17 protein-coding genes and 2 pseudogenes are annotated in these 17,389 nt (G+C 45.6%); 10 read left to right on the top strand and 9 right to left on the bottom strand.

The window, feature by feature from the left end; all coding sequences use genetic code 11:
• Positions 1 to 197: 197 nt before the first annotated feature.
• A complete protein-coding gene (locus G4923_RS07790; RefSeq protein ID WP_004099020.1) occupies positions 198 to 569 on the bottom strand; it encodes a hypothetical protein in 372 nt (123 codons plus the stop codon).
• Between the two features lie 156 nt (positions 570 to 725).
• Here G4923_RS07790 and G4923_RS07785 point away from each other — a divergent pair.
• From G4923_RS07785 to G4923_RS07770, 4 genes and pseudogenes are all read left to right on the top strand, one after another.
• Positions 726 to 1,673, top strand: a pseudogene (locus G4923_RS07785) (IS4 family transposase); the annotation flags it as partial.
• A gap of 191 nt (positions 1,674 to 1,864) precedes the next feature.
• Positions 1,865 to 3,406 carry an IS21-like element ISAs29 family transposase gene (istA, locus tag G4923_RS07780; protein ID WP_001274811.1) on the top strand — a complete coding sequence of 514 codons (1,542 nt, stop codon included), beginning with the start codon at positions 1,865 to 1,867 and terminating at the stop codon, positions 3,404 to 3,406.
• Positions 3,407 to 3,420: 14 nt separating this feature from the next.
• The gene (gene istB, locus G4923_RS07775; protein ID WP_000194037.1) at positions 3,421 to 4,176 is read left to right on the top strand and encodes an IS21-like element ISAs29 family helper ATPase IstB; all 756 of its coding nucleotides are present in this window, start codon (positions 3,421 to 3,423) and stop codon (positions 4,174 to 4,176) included.
• A 76-nt stretch (positions 4,177 to 4,252) separates the two neighbouring features.
• A pseudogene (locus tag G4923_RS07770) lies at positions 4,253 to 4,618 on the top strand (IS4 family transposase); the annotation flags it as partial.
• 283 nt (positions 4,619 to 4,901) lie between these two features.
• Here G4923_RS07770 and G4923_RS07765 read toward each other — a convergent pair.
• The 4 genes from G4923_RS07765 to G4923_RS07750 form a co-directional block, all read right to left on the bottom strand.
• Positions 4,902 to 5,303 carry an H-NS family histone-like protein gene (locus G4923_RS07765; RefSeq protein WP_113070549.1) on the bottom strand — a complete coding sequence of 134 codons (402 nt, stop codon included), beginning with the start codon at positions 5,301 to 5,303 and terminating at the stop codon, positions 4,902 to 4,904.
• A 71-nt stretch (positions 5,304 to 5,374) separates the two neighbouring features.
• Entirely contained in the window at positions 5,375 to 6,046 is a 672-nt protein-coding gene (locus G4923_RS07760) for an inovirus Gp2 family protein (RefSeq protein ID WP_163136456.1), read from the bottom strand.
• Positions 6,047 to 6,509: 463 nt separating this feature from the next.
• Entirely contained in the window at positions 6,510 to 8,093 is a 1,584-nt protein-coding gene (locus G4923_RS07755) for a YfjI family protein (RefSeq protein WP_163136454.1), read from the bottom strand.
• A complete protein-coding gene (locus tag G4923_RS07750) occupies positions 8,080 to 8,319 on the bottom strand; it encodes a helix-turn-helix transcriptional regulator (RefSeq protein WP_163136452.1) in 240 nt (79 codons plus the stop codon). The genes G4923_RS07755 and G4923_RS07750 overlap by 14 nt, the downstream gene beginning before the upstream one ends.
• A 100-nt stretch (positions 8,320 to 8,419) precedes the next feature.
• Here G4923_RS07750 and G4923_RS07745 point away from each other — a divergent pair, with 100 nt between their 5' ends.
• Positions 8,420 to 10,477, top strand: coding sequence for a hypothetical protein (locus G4923_RS07745; RefSeq protein WP_163136450.1), 2,058 nt, complete (start codon positions 8,420 to 8,422; stop codon positions 10,475 to 10,477).
• Between the two features lie 6 nt (positions 10,478 to 10,483).
• On the opposite strand, the gene G4923_RS07740 is transcribed toward G4923_RS07745, so the two are convergent.
• The 3 genes from G4923_RS07740 to G4923_RS07730 all read right to left on the bottom strand — a co-directional run bounded on the left by G4923_RS07740 (position 10,484) and on the right by G4923_RS07730 (position 13,585).
• Positions 10,484 to 11,524, bottom strand: coding sequence for an IS630 family transposase (locus tag G4923_RS07740; RefSeq protein WP_163136448.1), 1,041 nt, complete (start codon positions 11,522 to 11,524; stop codon positions 10,484 to 10,486).
• Between the two features lie 382 nt (positions 11,525 to 11,906).
• Entirely contained in the window at positions 11,907 to 12,647 is a 741-nt protein-coding gene (locus tag G4923_RS07735) for a hypothetical protein (RefSeq protein WP_011711659.1), read from the bottom strand.
• A 2-nt stretch (positions 12,648 to 12,649) separates the two neighbouring features.
• Positions 12,650 to 13,585 (bottom strand): AraC family transcriptional regulator, encoded by a 936-nt coding sequence (locus G4923_RS07730; RefSeq protein WP_069785041.1) that lies wholly within the window; start codon positions 13,583 to 13,585, stop codon positions 12,650 to 12,652.
• 122 nt (positions 13,586 to 13,707) lie between these two features.
• Between G4923_RS07730 and msrA the strand changes: the two genes are divergently transcribed.
• From msrA to G4923_RS07705, 5 genes are all read left to right on the top strand, one after another.
• The gene (gene msrA, locus G4923_RS07725) at positions 13,708 to 14,196 is read left to right on the top strand and encodes a peptide-methionine (S)-S-oxide reductase MsrA (protein ID WP_069785042.1); all 489 of its coding nucleotides are present in this window, start codon (positions 13,708 to 13,710) and stop codon (positions 14,194 to 14,196) included.
• 3 nt (positions 14,197 to 14,199) lie between these two features.
• On the top strand, positions 14,200 to 14,460 hold the full coding sequence (locus G4923_RS07720; protein WP_005403706.1) for a glutaredoxin: 261 nt from the start codon (positions 14,200 to 14,202) through the stop codon (positions 14,458 to 14,460).
• Positions 14,461 to 14,491: 31 nt separating this feature from the next.
• A complete protein-coding gene (msrB, locus tag G4923_RS07715) occupies positions 14,492 to 14,932 on the top strand; it encodes a peptide-methionine (R)-S-oxide reductase MsrB (protein WP_005403705.1) in 441 nt (146 codons plus the stop codon).
• A gap of 54 nt (positions 14,933 to 14,986) precedes the next feature.
• Entirely contained in the window at positions 14,987 to 15,232 is a 246-nt protein-coding gene (locus G4923_RS07710) for a glutaredoxin family protein (RefSeq protein ID WP_011711656.1), read from the top strand.
• A 220-nt stretch (positions 15,233 to 15,452) separates the two neighbouring features.
• On the top strand, positions 15,453 to 16,100 hold the full coding sequence (locus G4923_RS07705) for a peptide-methionine (S)-S-oxide reductase MsrA (protein ID WP_223846397.1): 648 nt from the start codon (positions 15,453 to 15,455) through the stop codon (positions 16,098 to 16,100).
• A gap of 219 nt (positions 16,101 to 16,319) precedes the next feature.
• Here G4923_RS07705 and G4923_RS07700 read toward each other — a convergent pair whose 3' ends face one another.
• Positions 16,320 to 17,297 (bottom strand): sensor domain-containing diguanylate cyclase, encoded by a 978-nt coding sequence (locus G4923_RS07700; RefSeq protein WP_163136446.1) that lies wholly within the window; start codon positions 17,295 to 17,297, stop codon positions 16,320 to 16,322.
• Between the last annotated feature and the right edge of the window lie 92 nt (positions 17,298 to 17,389).

Genomic DNA, 17,389 nt, shown 5'->3' with positions numbered 1-17,389 from the left:
TATATGCTGGATATTGCTATTCAGATGACAGCCATATGGGGAAGATTACAGGCGCCTGAAATAACAGCAGAGTATGGAGTGACTACCACGGCTGGAGGTTGGCACGGGCTGATCCCCTCTCCCTTTGGGAGAGGGTTAGGGTGAGGGGAGCTGGCTGACCGGGTGTAGCAACCAGGCGGCATTACACCGCTGAATCTTCAGTTATTGAAATTCCACGCGATCGGCAGTTCGACGTCGAAGATAAGTGCATCCCCGTCGAGGCGAAAGGCCAGGCTGGTCTGGTGCTGGTCGTATTCGTTGATAATCAGGCAGCTCTCGGCGAAGTTGGACTCGTAGTTGATATGGGCCACTCCTTCACGGCCGTCAGCGAGTTCGATGCTGAGCACCCGCAGCGGGTTCTCCTGACTGAGGTTGACCCGGGTGTCCCCCACGTCCACCAGCCGTTCCAGCAGAGGGAAGAAATCTTGTCTGTGGGTCGTTATGGCCTGGGTGATGGCCTGCTCCAGCTCAGCCTGGGTGGCGAAGGGGCCGCCGAGTGGGTAGCGGGTCTGGATCCTTTCCTGAGTCATTGCGTTTCCTCCTGAACTGAGATGTGGCAACAGTTTGGCCGCTGCAGTGACCTGTCATGTACAGGATCTTTAGCTACAACCAATTGAAATAGATAGAAAAAAGGCTTCGTTTGTGATCTGATTTAATCGCAAAAAAAAACCGACACGCCCGAAGCCATGACTATTATAAATGCAACCCAGTACCTCAAGCAACTTCATAGCTCTTCTGAACTCAACCGGATCGGTAAATTTACCGGTTTTTGTCAGCGACTCCGGGATATCCAGCCTGCGAGACTACTCCCGGCTCTGCTCTCAGGGCTTGGTTGCGACAAGGTGGATGGTATTGCTGGTTTGCATCGCCATTTCAATGCGTTGCAGCTCCATGATACTGACCAAATAGCGTATAAACCCTTTCACAACCAGTTACGCAAGCAGGGTTTTCCCTTGTTCATGCGCGCACTGGTTGAACGAGCCATCGCCTTACGCCTCAAGGAGTGTCTACCGGACGCCCACGGACTGGCAGGCTTTGAGCAGGTACTGCTGCAGGACGGGTCGTCATTCGCGTTACATCCGCAATTGGCAGAACATTTCCCGGGCCGATTCAATAAGCACAGCCCCGCTGCGGTAGAGTGTCATATGACCATGTCCTTGCTGGACCAGTCGCCGATATCGATGAGTATCACGGCGGATACCGAATCGGAGCGCAAGCATCTTCCGGCCGCAAATTCGTTAAATAACAAACTGTTATTGGCGGATGCCGGTTACATCAGCCGCGAGTACTTTGCTGATGTGACCAAAGCCAAAGGAAGCTATCTGGTCAGAGGGAGTCAAAATCTCAATCCCAAAGTACAGGCAGCTTACCGACAGGACGGCAGGGAAATGCCCAAGTTACTCGGAAAAAAGCTCAAGGATATCGATCGGAGAAGCTGCAGAGCCGAGGTTCTGGATCTGGATGTGAGTTCGGGAAAGTATAAATATCGACTCATAAGACGTTGGTTTGCAGAGGAAAAACGGTTCTGTATATGGATGACCAATCTTCCGCGTGAGCGATGGCCAGCCGAGAAGGTGATGGCATTGTATCGTTGCCGTTGGCAGTGCATATTCCGGCCGATCATGAACACCAATTCCGATTCAACGTGAACACCATTTCCGGACCAATGTGAACGCTCATTCCGGTTCAACCTGAACACTTCGCCCCTCCTTTCCGGAAACAGTGTTCAACATCCCGGAATCACTGTTCACATTCACCGGAATCATCCTTAACGCATTGATTTAAAAACCTTTGATACGCTCTCCCTTTTGCCAGGGAAGAGCCTATGTCTGCCAAGAGGATTGCAATGCGTAAAATTCGTGAAGTACTGCGACTGCGGCTGGAAGCTGACCTCTCTGTTCGCCAAATCAGTATCTGTACCAAGGTCAGTGTCGGCTCCATCCAGAAACTCCTCAAAAGTGCCCAGGCGCTCGGCCTTACCTGGCCCTTACCTACCGAGCTTGATGATGGCCGACTGGCTGCCCTGTTCTATCCGCAGGCCGATACCACCATCTCGGCCCGCCATGTTGTGCCGGATTGGCCCTCTGTCCATCAGGAGCTCAAGCGCAAGGGGGTCTCCAAACAGCTGCTCTGGGAGGAGTACACCCAGCGCTATCCCAATAGCTGTTACAGCTACTCCCAGTTCTGTGACCGTTACAAGTCCTGGTGTCAGTTGCAAAAGCGCTCCATGCGCCAGATCCACAAGGCGGGGGAAAAGCTCTTTATCGACTACTGCGGGCCCACGGTGCCCATCGTGTCGCCGACCACGGGTGAGGTCCGTCAGGCACAAGTCTTTGTCGCCGTGCTCGGTGCGTCCAACTACACCTTTGCCGAGGCCACCTGGTCACAGTCACTGCCGGACTGGCTGCAAAGCCATGTCCGTGCCTTTGAGTTTTTCGGCGGGACACCGGCACTGCTGATCCCCGACAACCTCAAGAGCGGTGTCAGCAAGGCTTGCCGATACGATCCCGAGCTCAACCCCAGCTACCAGCAGTTGGCCGAGCACTATCAGGTGGCGGTGATGCCAGCTCGTCCTTACAAGCCCAAGGACAAGGCCAAGGCGGAGGTGGGTGTGCAGATCGTCGAGCGCTGGATCCTGGCCCGTCTACGCCATCAGACCTTCTTCTCGCTTGCCGAACTCAACCAGTGCATCCGTGCCTTGCTGAACGAACTCAACGAGCGTCCGTTCAAGCAACTGCCCGGTAACCGACGTGACGCATTTGAGCAGTTGGACCGCCCGGCACTGGGACCACTGCCGGTGCATCCCTATCGCTATGTCGCCATCAAAACGGTCAAGGTCAACATCGACTATCACGTCAGTTATGAGCAGCACCATTACTCGGTGCCACACCAGTATGTGGGTCAGCAACTGGAGCTCCATGCGGGCGATACCCTGCTTCAGGTCTATCACCAGCAACAGCTGGTCGCGAGCCATCCACGTAAAACCATCCCGGGGATGAGCACGCTCCCTGAGCACATGCCGGAACGTCACAGCAAGCAGCAACGCTGGACCCCAGGGCGTCTTAAACAGTGGGCTGCTGACATCGGACCGAGCACCTTGTGCTGGGTTAGCGAACGGTTGGAAGAGAAAGCCCATGCCGAGCAGGCATACCGACTCTGCCTGGGGCTGCTGAGTCTTAGCCGGGAGTATCCGCCATCACGGGTTGAAGCCTGTTGCCAGTTGGCCAACCGGGAAGGTCTGGTGCGACTCAAACAGCTCAAGTCGGTGCTGACCAGTGGCCGCGACCAACTGCCCGCAAGCCCGCTGAGCTACCCAGAGTTACCGCAAGAGCACGAGAACATCCGTGGCCCCCAGAGCTTCCACTAAAGAGGATACGTCCCATGACCCAACAAACGCTGACCCGCTTGAGACACCTGAAACTGACCGGCATGGCGGATGCCGTGCAACAACAACTGGAACAGGCAAGTACCTACGAAGGGCTGCCCTTCATCGAGCGGCTAAGCCTGCTGGTCGAACACGAACAACTGAGCCGGGAGCAGCGTAAACAAGCTCGGCTGGTCAAGCAGGCGAGGCTCAAACTCCAGGCCACGGTGCAAGAGGTGGACTACCAGTCTGCACGCAACCTGGAGCGGTCACAGGTGGCAAACCTGGCCCAAGGAGAGTGGCTGCGCCGGGGCCAGAACCTGCTCATTACCGGCCCCTGTGGCTGCGGAAAAACCTACCTAGCCTGTGCGCTGGGCTACCAAGCCTGTCAGCAGGGGCACAGCACTCGTTACTACCGGCTGCCGCGTCTGCTACTTGAGCTGAGCCAGGCCAAGGTAGATGGCAGTTACGCCAGACTGCTGGGTCAACTGGCAAGGATAGAGCTGCTGATCCTGGATGACTGGGGACTGGAAGCGGTGAATGCCGAGCAGCGCAACGCCCTGCTGGAGATCATGGATGATCGGTACGGGAAATACTCGACGGTCGTGGTCAGTCAGCTGCCAACGGAAGAGTGGTACGCGAGCTTGGGGGACAACACTCTGGCAGATGCGATCCTGGACCGGCTGATGCACAACGCTCACCGGCTGTCACTGAAGGGAGAATCGATGAGAAAGAGGAGAAGTGAGTTGACCCAATCTGAACACTCGAGTTAGAAACGGGGTGACGTGAGCGCGTTAAGGATCAGGGTGTTCACGTTGGCCGGAATGGCTGTTCAACTTCGCCGGAATACGCAGGCAGATCGAACTGTTGTTCAAAGAGCTGAAATCACATAACCGGTTGAAGGCGTTCGCGACACGACAAAAAGCGATAGCGGAAGGCTTGATCTGGGCTAGTTTGCTGGCCTTGCTGGTCAAACGTCGGCTGGCGCTGACGCTGATTGGCAGCGCGGAGTTATCGATGCTGAAGATTGCCAAAAACAGCGCGCTTTGGTTAATGCCGATATTGGCGAGCATCATCCATGGTGCGTGGCAGGAAATAACAGAGAAGTTGGAGTGGGCAATGGTGTATTTATCCAAAAACGGCAAAAAGAGTAGGCAGAGAAAATCCAAGCAAAACAACACGTTAGACGGTATTATTAATTCGCTTGCCGCTTAAGGTTCTGTACATGAAGTCTTTTATGGCTGGCATCAGGATCGGCTATGAGGAACTCGGTGGTTATCGTAGTGCTGACGAGAGGAATTGAACTGGTGACCTACTGAGCTAAGCCAGCATCATGCGCATGCTAAAGGATGTTTTGAATAATGTCATTAGAGCTGGCCTCTGTCATGCGACAGATCATTACCGAATATTCCTGGTTCGTCACAACGAGAGCTGGCACTAATTAGCCACGAAGCACGTAAAAAGAAAGGCCACACCGTGAGGGCATGGCCTTGTCTATTTAGATGAGGAAGTCATCCAGCTGACGACCTTGCTCGAGTTGCTCAGCCAAGAACTTGGGTGTACGGCCCTGACCGGTCCAGGTTTTCTCTACGCCATTTTCAACGTAACGGTATTTCGGGGGCCGAGGTGCTCGTTTCGCTTTAGCCGCAGTCGCTGCTGCTGGGGCACAGCCTACCAACTCAGTCGGGTCAATACCAGCCTGAGCCAACATCGCTTGGAACTCAGCCAGCTTTTGCTGACGTTCTGCATTGGCTGCTTGCTCTTTCTCTGCGTGCTCCAGACGCTCCAGATAAATCGATTCAATCTTCTCGTGGGCTTCTTGGAGTTGTTCCAGAGACAACTCACGCATTGCTGCACGTAGACTGCGGATGTTCAGCAGCACTTTCAGAAATTCACTCATAGATATCCTTTAATTAAATATGCAGGGATTGTTCTATAGCATACTAATGAGCACTGACGTGCTCAAGCGTCTTATCGTACTTGACTGCAACCGAAGTTGCGTTGTCCATCAACAACCTTCGTTCTTTGTTTACTCAGATAAGCCATACGAAATAAAAATGCACTGAAATTTTCATCTAAGTTTCGCGCTGAATTACGGTCAAACTTGTATTGTGGATTTACAGGGAAGTTAACCAGCGTTGCATTATCAGGGTATGGGAGGCCCAACGCGCTGCACCACGCCTTCTGGATCCGAGTTCCCATGTTGTTGGCATCATAATCCCGATAATCTCCCAAGAAGGCATAAACATCTTTGTTAAATAGCAACATCAGGTGGTAATGTGGTGATGCCGATGACTCCTGCTCCCGACACCAGATAACGGTTGGTAATGACGGTAAACCACGCCGTTTCTGACGGTAATGGTCTGCACGTAATTGGCTTTTCAGTGACTCCATAAAGCGAGTGATCACTGATGAATCTGAACGCTGTAAACAAGTCAGCGTATCCGTATCATCTTCAGGCGACTCACTAGCAAAACGCAGATCCACACGCAGAGCATAAACACGAGGATACCTAGCCAAGGTACCGGAAACGACATCCAGGCTACGCCTCAAATAAGTACTATTCATAGGGCCGTAACTATCTGTGTATAATTTAGTAAGTGCTTTCATCTTCAATACTGAATTTTTTAAGTGATTCAACATAGGAGTCCCTACCTTGGTGAATAGACACGGAGGTATAGTTATTGAATTAAATAAATAGATGTGCTTTTTGCTTAAGTAAATACACCATGCTCTGGATGCTATCCATAGTGGTACATGCTTAGAGGCATGTAGTCTTCATGCTCCTCTCATCGTTAGATTGCAAGCTATAGATGCATGTATTGTTAGTAGTGTGCATGGCTATGGATGTATATAAGAGTGTATGTATTACTATATGTATTACTATATGTATTGCTATATATATTACATATACCGCATCATGGCTTATTTAAATAAACCCATACACTCCTCAATCAAATGGACATATATACTAAAATATAAACATAGGGTTCCTGATTCAGATGCAGTTATGATACCGCCCTATATAACAACACTCTTAAGTTACTTAAGCGGAGTACTGCAATCAGTTAATACTGAACCTTGATGTATGGGAATGGTGCAACCATTAGTGTCGGAGCTTATTTCTCATGTCAATCAACGGTCTCTCAAACAGTTCAACTGATGGTATTCCTGAATGGCGTCTTCCTTGATATTCTACTAGCTCGCTAACATAAATTTTATCACGGGTGCGGACTAAAGAGCGCCTAACAATCCTAGGGTATTTCTTCCAAGATAAAGAAATATAAATTGACTGTTTCTTTTTAAAGCAAATGATATCTCCTCGAGCAATAAGAACTTCTATTGCATCTTCTAGCTTACCCGAATTACGTACACAATGCGGGCCACTTCGTCTAATGTCACTTTTTAAAAGCAACACATTATCCCAGTTATGAATAATCCACTCCAGTAACTTATTCACATGTGTCTCGTCCACGAACTCCCGAGCCTCGGGCGATCTAAAGATTATTAATGCTTGATGCAAATATATTTCAGCCAGTTCAATGGCAGTCTGCATAGTCTCATGAGTCACAAGTGCGTTTCTGTAGTCTCTATTTTTAAACACATGAAGTGCCGCCGCGATTCTCGAAGCCTGCTCCATAAACTTTGAACCAAAATCTTTATAGTGTTCCAAATATTCCCCGCCCCTCATTGCGTATTCAATGTCATTAAACTTGTCATTCCAAATTTTCTTAGCACTCTCTGTTAAATTCAGGCAATGACGTTCCTTGCCTTGTGCTCTCATCTCGAGCCCTTCTTGCAGTAATGCATCAATCCTTGAGCTAAATCTACCTAATTTAATTTTATCATCTAGTGATGCGCTCTCATCTCTATCTTCTTGACGATAGCCAATCTCGGACTCAGGCTCACACAGTAGAATTCGAGCGTCTAATCCAGAGCTCCTCATCGCATCACCATTACTATCTCTGAATGTTCTATATATATCAGGCTGGATTTGCATGCTCAAAGTCAAACGAGCACCTTCAATATGAACTTCAGGGGCATTGGCTCTGTCAACACGTATAGTTTGACCTGACCATAGTGAGTTAAACAATGCATTATCTTTCATCAAGTCACTCGACAGTAGTGTCCCAGCTTCATCGGACACCAGAGCTAATGACGTATTCTTCCTAGATAACATCGACTTCAGCTTTGCGACTGTTATATCCTCAGCTAAAATCCTCTTAACTACCGGAGCTATAGGAATATTTGTATGGTGAGTGTGCCATGCCTCTATTAAAATGGGCTGCTCATCACCTTTTTTACACATCTCATTTAATTCCTTACTTAACACTTTTTTCTTCATATTCCACAATTCCAGTTCGATCTGATATTTCTGCTGTGCAGCATCTACCTGCTCAGCCAAGCATTTTTCAAATTCACGAACTGGTTTCATGAGAAGCTTATCGACCGTACTTTTTCTCTCACCAGAAGCCGCTAGAATTAGAATGTATAGCGATGCCGGGATTTTCATTTCGCTTTTGGGGCTAATATCTACCAACTGCTGCGATGCGATAGCCATTACAGACAACATTTGAGTCAAGATCATAAATCTCGGGGCCTTTGTTCTATAGGCGACGACATCCAGTGGATCCCAAAGGGACTTATCTAACCTCTCGATGACATCTTCAATGGCTCTATGTTGATTCATTTTTGACCTCCATGATTTGACTACTTTGCGACCTGGTTACGATCCATCGATTGACCTCGCTCTGACGCCAGCCTATGGCTGACTTGCCAAGCTTTATCGCCTTGGGAAAGCTGGGGTCATGCCGAGCAGACTTGGCGTTTAGCTTGTCATAGATTGTTGATCTAGCGAGGCTAATCATCTTTGTAAGCTCCGGCATCCTAATGATGCGGTCTATTACTTCTTGCATTACGTGATGTCCTTCTAACGTCTGAGTGGATGAGCTCGCATTATGGTGGACCTCGGGGTAACGTGTCAGGGGGACAAACTACGGACCCAAAAGGTAAATCATGAAAAAGCACCCCTTCGCAGCGCTAATCTATTCGATTGAAAAAACTCTTGGGCTCAGGACCAAAGCTCGCCCAAACGAGGAGGCTAGCAAAGCTAGTTTTGATTCACACCGTAAAGAACTACAAAATGTAGTTTTATCAAAAACAGACCACGAAAATTGCTTGCCAAGGTTAGAGAAAATAATTAGGTGCCTGCACATAGGCTGCAATTTACCATCAGAAATGATGTCCAATCACTTTGATATAGTTGAAAATATATATACTGCTATAGCAAGGCAACCTAATGTTTTTGATGTATTCTACGATGAACCACTTGAAAATTACATTAACCACGCATTAATCCCTTTAGTGTGTGTCGACATCCATATTTTTAAAATGCATGCGAATGAACACTCTATCTATTATCATCTTGATCGTCTCCTTTTCATGGAAAATTTAGTTTCCCTTGATGGGGATACACAAAAACTCAACAAAAATACGGCTCAGCGGTATATGCGGGAATATATTCAGCATCACTTCGAAAAACATTCTGAAATACTAAAAAAAACCAATTTAAGCAATGCAAGCCTGTTAATGCCAGAACTACTTTCTTATTTAGGGGAGTTTTATAAGAAAGGCAACCAAACATGTGCAAAACTACATGATAAACTTGAGTTTTGTAGTGAAAGGCTTTCTCGTGAGAATATTGACACTTCGTTATTCAGCATACAACCAATAATCTCTGCTTACACTGCCATAATAATCTTGCAGGACATAGCAAATAAAACAGGCATGATTGCTCATTTATACAACACATATAACATTCTTATTGAGAAACAAGACCCACTACTTGACGATTTACATTCAAGTGTTCATGCAGCACTGAGTGAAAACTATGACAATATAATTCTTAATGAATCATCCATTTACTTGCATGATAGTAATACACTGGAAATATTTACAAGCAGTAAAAGGAGGGTATATTTAGAAAAAATAACATATCACATATTTGAATTATTTGGGTTTTGCATTCTATCTAATATAGAGCACGATTTGATGCCATTATTGGTAGCAGAGTCATATTTAGGTAAGATGATCTCACTTCCTCCTAAATTTTGCATTCCTATGGATATTATAGATGGTGGAGCTTCATCAGATACTAAAGATAGTCTCTTTGAAGCACACACTCTCATATTTAATAATGTTAATGTAAAATCCATCACTAAATTAATGCATGATGAACCTAATAAGCTTAAAAAATTCTTTATGCAATACATACCTCTCATTGAGGCACTTGACTGCATAAAACGTAATGAGCCTGATGCTGCATTAAATATAATTAATAATGTGCAGCATGAAAGTCTTCCATTGTTTGGGTTTATTAAGCATTCATTGGCAGTGCTTAAAGTCGGATTGATGCTCAGACTTAAAAGAGAAGAAGTAAAGCATATGTCATTAATGCCTCAAGTCAACGACATTATAAATCATCAAGGGATTGTTTTAATCCCTATCATTCCATCATTTCATGTATCAATAGAGAATGACATCTCATGGCTTTCTGAAGTTGAGTATATAGAACACTCTCTCATTTTTGGTGGCAATACGTATAATTCTATTATTGCACAAGCAATCTACTGTTATAATTTCACCATAGCACGGCACACCACTCATTACAACCTTCTTACAGACTACGCAGATCAAGGTATGATGAAAGCAAATCTTAAAGATATTAATTATGCATCAGCGTTAATCAATCACGATTTATTGACACGGCTAAATACAATATCAGGAAACATTTTGGCTGCGCTTAAAGAAATACACTTTGATGTAAAACCTGACATTTTTGTAAGAGATTTAATTAGAGGAAAACATATATCTATGACAGATGTAACTGATAATCTAATCCACTGTGTTGCAGGTTCTTCTCTCGGGGTATGTCTACTGGATTATTTAAGCATTATTTTCTTTTTCTCTGTCCCTGGAGATAATGTTGAAAACATTATAGCATTGGGTAAGAAAACTAAGGTCGTAGAGTTACTGTTCAGGTATCAACATCCTTTACATCCTGTAACTAAATAACTGATCCTAATTGTGATACACCCGCTTTAGTCCATGCTTGCCGCCCGGAAACGGTGCGGCAGTGTCCATAAAGTAGTAAACCTGCTCCAGTAAATCATCCATGTTTTTGCACTGATGATTCCGGGTTATCGTTTCGTGCAGTGCATGCCACAGTTTTTCAATTTTGTTATGCCATGGGCTATAAACCGGCAAGAACAGTAACTTGAACTTTGGGTTGTCACTCAGCCACTTCTGCGTTTTTTTGCTCTTGTGGATGATGTAATTATCCACGATTAACCGAATGCTCTTAGCCCGACGATATTGGCCTTTAAGCTTTTCCAGCAACTCAATAAATAAGTCACTGGTCTTGCGCTCGCCACCTACATAAACGATTTGCCCTGTCTGGCCGTGTAATGCTCCCGCCAGATAATGTTTCTTGTTCTGTCCTGGTGTTGCTACCTTACGCTGTTCGCCACGGAGCCCCCAATCTGCACCGATTTTAGGATTCAGATGGATATCCACTTCATCCTGGTAAAACACCGGGTGGTCAACACTGTTATCTGCCAGCGCCTCCCGGATAGCCGCCAGTTTCTCCTTTTTATCCGGGTCTTGGATATAAAGCGTTGGCGCAGCTCGCCGCCAGACAATTCCTGCTTTGGGCAACCAGCGTCTGATTGTTGAACTGTGGATCTGAATGTTGCATAACTTGTTCAGTAACAGCGCAAACAACTCAGTACTCCAGCGTGAACGCTGATATCCAAGCGTCCTTGGCGTGTACTTCAGCAATATTTTCAGCACGCCACAGATAAAATCCCGATTCTGCCTAACGGGGCGACCAACGCCTTTAGTTTTTAGACCATCAACACCGGCAACGTCATACCATTTCAACCAGCGGTTAAGCGATGAGCGGCCAGCTTGCAGTAGGCTCGCAACCTCTGACTTGGTTTTACCTTTCAACACCAGCAAGACGGCATTCGCACGGCGGCAAAGGTCTCTATCTCGTGTTTTATGAATAATTTTCTTTAACCTGCGCGTTTCAGCGCCGTACAAAAATGCTATTTTGTTCATACTCAATGCGTTTGTGGGTTTGGTTTGTTTGACGACTGATCTGATCGCGCAAACCGCATTGAGTTCCCTTACCTGAGTGATCTACTATTTCGCACAGTTATTTAGTGACAAGCCCGGAGTGGTTGAAGGTCTAAAACAAAGAATAAGGGCTTACAACTTTAGTAAACAAAGGACGTCATCAATAGCAGTGATATAAAAAGTTATCTTTGCCGCCCCGATAAGGCTTTACGGGGCGACTAAGTCTCACCCAACCGACAATTCCGATAGTTTCAGAATAAGCTTTGAGTTTTCTAAGATTGGAATTACTACACCACAGCACGTACTCGAGATACTACAAATAGCTTTTTGGTAGGACCGATACCGAATAAATATCCATAATACATCAGGAGAAACTTTTTTTAATTTTCTGTAACCGGTCATAAATCAGTGGCGGATAATTTGCATGATATTCACCACACTCTGGGCAATGCTCTTGTTTTAAGTACGCTTGATTGTCGAGATCTTGATAAGGAAAAACGCTGAAGAGAAGTTCGTGCTGCATAAGCGTTTTATAAAAACTCTTATGATAAGGTGCAATCTCGCTGTCTTTGATTTTGTCGAAATATAGGTCAACGCTGTTCAAAATGCTCATAATTTCTTTAACCCCGTCGAACCTTAAAATGTCGTCATCTTTGTGAATATCAACATCTAAGCTCTCTAGATCCTCAATGAAACATTTAATCGCTCGCCGGGAATGCAAAAGGATCATTTGCGACTTGCCATCAATCATCTTTTCCTGATCGTAGCTAAAATTTTTAATGTTTCTTTCGACGAACATATAAAGTTCGTGAAGCTGATTCAACTCGTGCCTCAGTTGCTCCTTCGTATATTCCTTTTCGATTTGCTGATGGAGGATGCCATTAGCGTCAATCTGAGCTTTTAACACCAGAAAGAGAAGCACTGAACCCAGAATTTGTACAAATGGGCTTGAAATACCTCCAAGAACATCTCCTATTTCGCCATAACCTTTCAAATATTGCAGCGGAAGAAGAGGTGCAAACAAAGGGATAAGCAGGCAAGCCGCACCACCAATGACTATGACCCAGAAAGCTATTTTGGTAACAGGAGAGTTATAGATATTCATTTTTACACCTTTTCAGAATTTTCTTTTCTGTACGCGCTAGGAGTTTTGCCAATTTTTTTCTTAAACAACTTTTGAAAGTGTTCATGTGCCGGATACCCAATGGCTTCACTCACTTCGGGAACAGACTTACCGGATTCTTTAAGCAGCTGCTTTGCTTTTTCAAGCCGACAATAGGTTAAATAATCAAGAGGTGTCATGCCTGACAGCTCCTTAAATTTGACGCTGTAGCTCGTACGCGACATCCCCGCAATCCCGGCGAGATCGTCAAGACCCCATTTTTTATCGAGACTATGATGAATAGCCTCCAAGGTTTTGCTGAGTTGCGGATTTTCGATCAGTTTGAAGAATCCAGCATTTTTATTGGATTTGTACATGTGGATTCTTAACGCTTGCACGAAGATAATTTCGGTCAGCTTTCTGACTAACGTGTTGCTTCCAGGAAGCCCTGATTTTGCTTCCTGCTCTATAATACTTAAAAGCATGGCAAGCCAAGGCGAGTGGGAGTTATCAGCACTCTTGATATGCACGACATTTGGCAGCGAATTTAAGAATGGATGATCGGGTCCGCCATTAAAACAAAAATGTCCGCAAACGACGTTGGCTTTGAGCTTGCTCTGATCACCGTATTCCAAAACTTGAGCTTCGGTGAGGTTGGCTTTAGCTCTAAATTCGACCGCAGGCTCGGCCTTGATTTTTGGTGCACTGGCCATGGTGTGCTCCATCCCTTTGAAAAAGATCAAAATATCGCCCTGCTCCGCCAATGCTTTAAGTTTAAGTTTTGGCACCTCATACCAAAACTCGCCATGAGTCACGATGTGAAATCTCGCTAGATTCTCTTCCTGCGGGAGGCTGATGCCCCAGTCTCCCGCAAATGAGGTTCTATACCAGTAGCTGCTAGTAAGCTCTACCTTATCTAAAATTTCACTGAGAACATCCATATATAGCTCCTACGTAAACTGTCCAATAGGTCATGTTATACGAACTATTGAACATATTATATCTATTTTACATGCTGTAAAGTCAGTCTAATCAGTAAGTGGATGAAAACTAAGGAGGCTTTATGAAACTAGATTATGTGATCGTTGCCGGAGGGTGTTTTTGGGGTCTCGAAGACCTCCTTAGGAGTCTGGACGGTGTGACGTCAACGAAGGTGGGCTACTCTGGCGGAGATTTTGATGATCCTACCTACGCCGATATTATAACAGGGAAAACGGGGCACGCCGAAGCGGTTCGCGTGGAATACGACCAAGACGAAATATCTCTCGAAGAGATTCTACATTACTTTTTCAAAATCCATGATCCGACTACGAAGAATCGCCAAGGAAATGATGTTGGCACTTCGTATCGCTCGGCAGCGTTCTATCGTGACGATGCACAGAAAGCGATTATCGAAAACGTGATTGATGAGGTCAATGAGATCGGTCGCTTCGAGAATGAAGTGGTCACGACCGTCACCCTGGAAAAAGAATTCTACGACGCTGAGGCATATCACCAAAACTATTTGCAGAGGAATCCCAGCGGATACTCTTGCCATTTTGAAAGAGACTAAATCATGAACCAAATGAACGAGGAAAAAATGAAAGCACTTAAGAATGTTGTTATTTATACGAAAGACCATTGTCCATTTTGCGCACGCGTGAAGAATTACCTAACTGCTGAAAAGGTCGATTTCAAACAAATTCGCGTAGACGACGATCCGAAGACTTACCTGGAGTTGAAGGAAAGAACAAATCTCCAAACTGTACCGCAAGTTTTTGTGGATGGAGAATTCATTGGTAGTGCTACAGACTTCTTCTCGTGGATTGATAGCTAAAGAGTGAACCCTAAAATAAAGGAGCAAATATATGTTCAATTGGAAAAGCATTTACAACTACCTGGATAACGGCACTCCCGCGCCTCCCAAAAAAGTAGAAAAGAGCGAGGAAGAGTGGAAAGAAATTCTGACGCCAGCGCAATTTCGGGTCATGCGGATGAAAGGCACCGAACGCGCGCACACCGGAGAACTCTGTTCATTTTATGAAGCTGGAAGGTACGCCTGTGTGGGCTGCGACACCGAACTCTTTGACTCGAACCTAAAGTTCGATTCGGGAACGGGATGGCCGAGTTTTTCTGAGCCAGTCGCAGACAACGTAATTCAATATGAACTGGATACGACCTTCGGGCGCAGAATCGAAGTGCTATGCAATGTGTGCGAAGCCCATCTGGGGCACGCTTTTCCAGACGGTCCTGAGCCATCAGGGGTCCGATTCTGTATTAACTCGGAGTCATTGAAGTTTGTAGAATAATTTTTAAATCGAGGGGGTTTATGAAAGTGAACCTTTTGAAAAAAGGAGCCGTTCGTGTTGATTAAGCTGTTCGGTCATAAAGACTGCCATAAAACCAAGATTTACCATTCGTACTTGCAAGAAAAAGGGAGCCAGTTTGTTTTTTTGGATGTTCATGAAGACGACGCGGCTGCTGATGAACTGTGCTCCCTCTATTCGAACGGAAAGCTGAATTTCCCGACAATAGTGGTTGGGACAAAGAAGCTGAGAAACCCCAAGTTCAAGGACCTTGACAGGTGGTTGGAAGCTTCAATGAAATAATGAGTTTTTTAGAATTATTAATAACTTAATAAGCAGTAAGATCAATGATTACAGCAATTTTCCGCAGTTGTGTTACCAAGAAACATGCTGCGGAGTTTTAGCAAAGATACTTCATCAAGCTGGTGTTGGAAAACGTGGTCTTATCGTCGTTTGCACGGCGTGAGGAATGGGAGTGGCTTCAATTTTTGAAAGTTAGGTGAAAAATATGTCGGATCTAAAAATGAATAAAGAAGACGGTGTTGAAAGCTATGAATTTGCAACCCCTGAAGCAATCGAAGAAGCATTGAAAATCGGGAAGCTTAGTCAAACGGTTTTCGGCATGGGTTGCTTTTGGGGACCGGATTCTAATTTTGGAGGGACGCAGGGAGTAGTGCAAACACGTGTTGGCTACGCTGGAGCATCAACTCTGGATCCGAGTTACCGCAACATCAACGGACACGCCGAAGTCGTCAGAGTGATCTACGATAAAGACCAAATCAGCTACAGGGAACTTCTTGGAAGTTTTGAATCATGGTCTGTTCATGGTAGAAAGCAGGGCCAGTATCGCCAGATACTTTTTGTTTTTGATCTGGAGCAAAAACAAGTAGCTGAAGAACTGATTCAAGCGATTGGAAAGGAGAAATCTCCCGAGGTGATTGAGGCCGGAGAACAAAATGGTTATTTTTGGCCCGCCGAAGATTACCATCAAAAGCATCGTCTTCGCAGAAACAAACAGCTTGTAAGTCTTGCAGAAGTAGATTTCGGTCCTCGCTGGGATGAACATCTGTATTTTACTAAATTAAATAGTACCGATAGAAAAGGCTTCAGTCTCTCAAGCTGGCTAAAAAAGTTGTCTCCGGAAATGCAGAAAGCTTACCGAATCGGTTAATCTGAAATTGCAGCTGGCTAAAGAACTCTATTTTCTATATGTAAAGAATGTGACGATCTCCTTCACATGGAGTCCAAGAGAGCATAAAAAATCTGTGTAAGTCGCATTACCCATGTATTTGAAAGGAATAAATAATGCCAATATCAGACCAGCTTATCGACCGAAGCAAGACCTCAGTTTTTATGAGGTCTTGAGATCAGCGCAGCATGAACAGATCTCTTACAGTGTGGCGAACACACTGGTTTGATTGCGGCCTTGGGTTTTAGCTTTGTATAACATCTGATCGGCGACTTCGAGCAACTGCTTTTTGTCGTCAAATAAATCAGCGCTGGCCAAACCTATGCTGACCGTTAATTGTCGTAATAACCACTCATGGTTAGCCACTACCAGCCTTAACTTTTCCAGTGTTTTATTTGCGGACGCTGTGTCTGTGCCTGGCAGGATCAGCACAAACTCTTCACCACCATAACGGGCGAAAAAGTCATAGTTCCTGCTATGGCGCTGAAACAGAGCCGCGACTTGACTCGGTGCCTCATCTCCTGCGGCATGACCATAGCTGTCGTTAAAACTCTTAAAGTGATCAATATCAATCAATGCCAGTACAAAAGATTGTCCTGTTCTTTGCCAGCGAGCAAATTCAGCTTCAAACTTGAGGTCAAAAGCTCTTCTGTTGTTCACCCCTGTCAGCGCATCCGTCATGCTGGTATTATGTAATTGTTCGCCGACTTTTTTCAGCTCCAGTATGGCGATCACTTGTCTGGACAGAGCCTGCAAAGAGCTTATCTGCCGCTGGTTCAGCTGCTTAGGAACATGATCATAGACACAAATAGTACCAATCACTGCACCTTCGGGATCAATCAGCGGCGAGCCAGCATAAAATCGGTAGCCAGGTCCTGAAATCACCATAGCATTGGTACTGAATCTGTGATCTAAAGTAGCGTCAGGGACCACCATTACCGCATCAGGTGTTTCCATTGCATACACGCAAAAGGACTCTTTAATTAATACAGAGGTACGCGAAATACCAACTTTTGCAATTAGATTCAGCTTTGTGTCATCGGTTCGCGTCACCATAGCCACTGGTGCATCACAGATATAACACGCCAGTTCAGTGATATCCCGCAGGTTCTGATCTGCTTCAGCAGGTGCTTTTAGTGTGGTTTCTGCACTAGCTGTTTGAGCTAAACTAAAGGTCATGTACTTCTCCGTTTTTCTACTGCATTTTTCAAAGATCCTGCATAGAAAAATGAATTAAATCGTTGATTTAACTCTAAATAGCTGTTCCGAAT

The organism is Aeromonas rivipollensis (genome assembly GCF_010974825.1).
In the GTDB taxonomy this organism is placed as follows: Bacteria; Pseudomonadota; Gammaproteobacteria; order Enterobacterales; family Aeromonadaceae; genus Aeromonas; species Aeromonas rivipollensis.
Note: the sequence above shows the minus strand (reverse complement) of the source record. Positions and strands in the feature narration are given on the sequence as shown.